The organism is Gluconacetobacter tumulisoli, assembly GCF_014174155.1.
GTDB classification, from domain to species: domain Bacteria; phylum Pseudomonadota; class Alphaproteobacteria; order Acetobacterales; family Acetobacteraceae; genus Gluconacetobacter; species Gluconacetobacter tumulisoli.
The window spans coordinates 1-5,569 of record NZ_JABEQM010000028.1 but is presented as its reverse complement, the minus strand read 5'-3'; the positions used below and the strand labels follow the sequence as shown (position 1 = coordinate 5,569).

At 56.0% G+C, this 5,569-nt stretch carries 3 tRNA genes and 3 rRNA genes; all 6 read left to right on the top strand.

Annotated features, from left to right (window positions below):
• Positions 1 to 282: 282 nt before the first annotated feature.
• Positions 283 to 1,771, top strand: a 16S ribosomal RNA gene (locus tag HLH28_RS17655).
• A gap of 172 nt (positions 1,772 to 1,943) precedes the next feature.
• Positions 1,944 to 2,020 (top strand) — tRNA-Ile (locus tag HLH28_RS17650).
• 25 nt (positions 2,021 to 2,045) lie between these two features.
• A tRNA-Ala gene (locus HLH28_RS17645) sits at positions 2,046 to 2,121 on the top strand.
• A gap of 369 nt (positions 2,122 to 2,490) precedes the next feature.
• Positions 2,491 to 5,231, top strand: a 23S ribosomal RNA gene (locus tag HLH28_RS17640).
• A gap of 124 nt (positions 5,232 to 5,355) precedes the next feature.
• Positions 5,356 to 5,471 (top strand): 5S ribosomal RNA (rrf, locus tag HLH28_RS17635).
• The 16S, 23S and 5S rRNA genes sit together here with 3 tRNA genes alongside, the layout of an rRNA operon.
• A gap of 20 nt (positions 5,472 to 5,491) precedes the next feature.
• Positions 5,492 to 5,568 (top strand) — tRNA-Met (locus HLH28_RS17630).
• Position 5,569: the final 1 nt, after the last annotated feature.

The window sequence follows — 5,569 nt, the reverse complement described above, 5'->3', positions numbered from 1 at the left end:
GATCTTTGACAATAGAATAGAGAGAGTTTGGAAGGGATATGTTGGCGGCGTTCTGACGACCTGGCTTAGGTTGGGTTGTTGAGGAGGATTGGGCATCTGGTTTGTTCTGGGTGTTTTGGTTTCTCTTGGGATGCTGTTTTTCGTATGTCTTTTGGATATGCGTTTTTAAGTGTTTCGAGTTTGATTGCTTGGGCCTTTGGTTTGAGTGGTTGGATGTGAGAGAGACTGGATTGACTTGGATCTGTTCGTTTTTGGGTTCTGGCTTTGTCTGGGATCTGGGATGAACCTGAGAGTTTGATCCTGGCTCAGAGCGAACGCTGGCGGCATGCTTAACACATGCAAGTCGCACGAACCTTTCGGGGTTAGTGGCGGACGGGTGAGTAACGCGTAGGGATCTGTCCATGGGTGGGGGATAACTCCGGGAAACTGGAGCTAATACCGCATGACACCTGAGGGTCAAAGGCGCAAGTCGCCTGTGGAGGAACCTGCGTTCGATTAGCTAGTTGGTGGGGTAAAGGCCTACCAAGGCGATGATCGATAGCTGGTCTGAGAGGATGATCAGCCACACTGGGACTGAGACACGGCCCAGACTCCTACGGGAGGCAGCAGTGGGGAATATTGGACAATGGGCGCAAGCCTGATCCAGCAATGCCGCGTGTGTGAAGAAGGTCTTCGGATTGTAAAGCACTTTCGACGGGGACGATGATGACGGTACCCGTAGAAGAAGCCCCGGCTAACTTCGTGCCAGCAGCCGCGGTAATACGAAGGGGGCTAGCGTTGCTCGGAATGACTGGGCGTAAAGGGCGCGTAGGCGGTTCAGACAGTCAGATGTGAAATTCCTGGGCTTAACCTGGGGGCTGCATTTGATACGTATGGACTAGAGTGTGAGAGAGGGTTGTGGAATTCCCAGTGTAGAGGTGAAATTCGTAGATATTGGGAAGAACACCGGTGGCGAAGGCGGCAACCTGGCTCATAACTGACGCTGAGGCGCGAAAGCGTGGGGAGCAAACAGGATTAGATACCCTGGTAGTCCACGCTGTAAACGATGTGTGCTGGATGTTGGGTGGCTTAGCCACTCAGTGTCGTAGTTAACGCGATAAGCACACCGCCTGGGGAGTACGGCCGCAAGGTTGAAACTCAAAGGAATTGACGGGGGCCCGCACAAGCGGTGGAGCATGTGGTTTAATTCGAAGCAACGCGCAGAACCTTACCAGGGCTTGACATGGGGAGGCTGTGGGCAGAGATGCTCATTTCCCGCAAGGGACCTCCTGCACAGGTGCTGCATGGCTGTCGTCAGCTCGTGTCGTGAGATGTTGGGTTAAGTCCCGCAACGAGCGCAACCCTCGCCTTTAGTTGCCAGCATGTTTGGGTGGGCACTCTAAAGGAACTGCCGGTGACAAGCCGGAGGAAGGTGGGGATGACGTCAAGTCCTCATGGCCCTTATGTCCTGGGCTACACACGTGCTACAATGGCGGTGACAGTGGGAAGCCAGGCAGCGATGCCGAGCTGATCTCAAAAAGCCGTCTCAGTTCGGATTGCACTCTGCAACTCGGGTGCATGAAGTTGGAATCGCTAGTAATCGCGGATCAGCATGCCGCGGTGAATACGTTCCCGGGCCTTGTACACACCGCCCGTCACACCATGGGAGTTGGTTTGACCTTAAGCCGGTGAGCGAACCGCAAGGGCGCAGCCGACCACGGTCGGGTCAGCGACTGGGGTGAAGTCGTAACAAGGTAGCCGTAGGGGAACCTGCGGCTGGATCACCTCCTTTCAAGGAAACGCTCTGACATTGGGCTGGGGAACTGGCCTGGTTTGGAGAGTTCCGATAAAAGTCCTTCGTTGGATCAGCGAAGGCGAATGCCAGTAGTCTGGTTTTCCTGATGGTGCCTTGGCACTGCGGGGCGCCGTCAACATATCCCTTCCTGCGATGAAAAAACCCGTTTGGGCTAGTAGCTCAGTTGGTTAGAGCACACGCTTGATAAGCGTGGGGTCGGAGGTTCAAGTCCTCCCTGGCCCACCATTCCGGTGTTGTGGCCTTTGCCTTTGGGGGCGTAGCTCAGCTGGGAGAGCACCTGCTTTGCAAGCAGGGGGTCGTCGGTTCGATCCCGTCCGCCTCCACCATGTGGCCCTTGGTTGCCGCGTGGTGTCGAGGCCGGGACGGAGAGGGCCGGGGGTCGGATGACGGGTCATCGCAGGAGAGATTGGAATTGGATCGGCATGGGGTGATGACTGCCTGGCGGCGTCACCTGGTGTTGGTTCGATATGTTTGTTCTTTGTCAGTGTGAATAGGTTGGTGCGTCTGTGGACGTGTCGTGCGCCCGGGTTGGTCTGACCCGTGGAGCGGTCCGGGGAACCGGAGTGCTCCGTGCTAAGGGTGTGCGGCATGAGCGTTCACAGATGAGAAGAAGAGTATGTTGTGCTCGATGACTGCACTTTCTTATGTGCGGGAGTGTCCATGTTCTGTGTGGATGGTTCCTGTGCATGTGTGGTGAGTGAGCGCGATAAGGGCATTCGGTGGATGCCTTGGCACCAGGAGGCGATGAAAGACGTGGCACGCTGCGAAAAGCCATGGGGAGCCGCGAGCAGGCTTTGATCCGTGGATATCTGAATGGGGCAACCCACCCAGCGATGGGTATCGCAATCTGAATACATAGGATTGCGAGGCGAACCCGGGGAACTGAAACATCTCAGTACCTGGAGGAAAAGACATCAATTGAGATTCTGCTAGTAGTGGCGAGCGAACGCGGAACAGGCCAGTGGTCATTTTTGAACAAGCGGAACGGAATGGAAAGTCCGGCCAGAGTGGGTGATAGCCCCGTATGCGTAATGTCAGGAATGATCCTTGAGTAGGGCGGGACACGTGAAATCCTGTCTGAACATGGGGGGACCACCCTCCAAGCCTAAATACTCCCTGGTGACCGATAGTGAACAAGTACCGTGAGGGAAAGGTGAAAAGCACCCCGACGAGGGGAGTGAAAGAGACCTGAAACCGGATGCCTACAAGCAGTCGGAGCCTCTTATGGGGTGACGGCGTACCTTTTGTATAATGGGTCAGCGAGTTTCTGTTTGCAGCGAGCTTAAGCCGTTAGGTGTAGGCGTAGCGAAAGCGAGTCTGAATAGGGCGACGAGTTGCTGGCAGAAGACCCGAAACCGAGTGATCTAGCCATGGCCAGGCTGAAGGTGCGGTAACACGCACTGGAGGGCCGAACCCACGCCTGTTGAAAAAGTCGGGGATGAGCTGTGGCTAGGGGTGAAAGGCCAATCAAACTCGGAGATAGCTGGTTCTCCGCGAAATCTATTGAGGTAGATCGTCAGGTGTTGACCCCGGGGGGTAGAGCACTGGATGGGCTAGGGGGGCCCAAAGCCTTACCAAACCTAACCAAACTCCGAATACCCGGAAGTTTAGCCTGGCAGACAGACGGTGGGTGCTAAGGTCCATCGTCGAGAGGGAAACAGCCCAGACCACCAGCTAAGGCCCCCAAATCGTGGCTAAGTGGGAAAGGATGTGGGGATTCCAAAACAACCAGGAGGTTGGCTTAGAAGCAGCCATCCTTTAAAGAAAGCGTAATAGCTCACTGGTCTAATAGAAACCCTGCGCCGAAAATGTAACGGGGCTCAAGCCACGTGCCGAAGCTGTGGGTGCACACATTGTGTGCGCGGTAGCGGAGCGTTCCGTAGGTCTGTGAAGGAGACGGGGTGACCCTCTCTGGAGATATCGGAAGTGCGAATGCTGACATGAGTAGCGACAAACAGTGCGAGAAACACTGTCGCCGAAAGTCCAAGGGTTCCTGCGCAAGGTTAATCCGCGCAGGGTGAGCCGGCCCCTAAGGCGAGGGCGAAAGCCGTAGTCGATGGAAACCGGGTGAATATTCCCGGGCCTGCCAGAAGTGACGAATGCAATATGTTGTCGGGTCTTATCGGATTGATCCGGCTTTTGGCGCATTCCAGGAAATAGCTCTGGCATATAGACCGTACCCGAAACCGACACAGGTGGACTGGTAGAGAATACCAAGGCGCTTGAGAGAACGATGCTGAAGGAACTAGGCAAATTACTCGCGTAACTTCGGGATAAGCGAGACCTGTCAGTGGGCAACCATTGGCAGGTGGCACAGACCAGGGGGTAGCGACTGTTTAGTAAAAACACAGGGCTGTGCGAAGTCGAGAGACGACGTATACGGCCTGACGCCTGCCCGGTGCCGGAAGGTTAAGAGGAGGTGTGCAAGCACTGAATTGAAGCCCCGGTAAACGGCGGCCGTAACTATAACGGTCCTAAGGTAGCGAAATTCCTTGTCGGGTAAGTTCCGACCTGCACGAATGGCGTAACGACTTCCCCGCTGTCTCCAGCATCGGCTCAGCGAAATTGAATTCCCCGTGAAGATGCGGGGTACCCGCGGTCAGACGGAAAGACCCTATGAACCTTTACTGCAGCTTTGCAGTGGCATCAGAGACATTCTGTGTAGGATAGGTGGGAGGCTTTGAAACCGGGGCGCCAGTTCCGGTGGAGCCATCCTTGAAATACCACCCTGACTGTTTCTGATGTCTAACCGAGACCAGTAAGCCTGGTCCGGGACCCTGCATGGTGGGCAGTTTGACTGGGGCGGTCGCCTCCCAAAGTGTAACGGAGGCGCGCGATGGTGGGCTCAGGTCGGTCGGACATCGACTGTTGAGTGCAATGGCATAAGCCCGCCTGACTGTGAGAGTGACAGCTCGATCAGAGACGAAAGTCGGCCATAGTGATCCGGTGGTCCCGCGTGGAAGGGCCATCGCTCAACGGATAAAAGGTACTCTAGGGATAACAGGCTGATCTCCCCCAAGAGTCCACATCGACGGGGAGGTTTGGCACCTCGATGTCGGCTCATCACATCCTGGGGCTGGAGCAGGTCCCAAGGGTTCGGCTGTTCGCCGATTAAAGTGGTACGTGAGCTGGGTTTAGAACGTCGTGAGACAGTTCGGTCCCTATCTGCCGTGGGTGTTGGAGACTTGAGAGGATTTGTCCCTAGTACGAGAGGACCGGGATGAACAGACCTCTGGTGCACCGGTTGTCGCGCCAGCGGCACAGCCGGGTAGCTAAGTCTGGACGGGATAATCGCTGAAAGCATCTAAGCGAGAAACCCACCTCAAAACCAGGTCTCCCCAAGGGCCGTGATAGACCATCACGTCGATAGGCCAGATGTGGAAGCGCAGTAATGCGTGCAGCTAACTGGTCCTAATCGCCCAATAGGCTCACTCACACCGCCAGGCCCATAAAGCCAGGCAACACACATGCACAGCAATCATCCACACAGCATGCTCAATACCACTCATGCACCAACCTCTCACGCCCTCTACGCCCCTACACAGGGGTGGACTGGACGACCTGGTGGCCATGGCGGGGATTGATCCACCCGATCCCATCTCGAACTCGGCCGTGAAACGCCCCAGCGCCTATGATACTGCGTCTCAAGACGCGGGAAAGTCGGTCGCCGCCAGGTCTTCCAGTCCACCTAACCACCGCGGGGTGGAGCAGCCCGGTAGCTCGTCAGGCTCATAACCTGAAGGCCGCAGGTTCAAATCCTGCCCCCGCAACCAT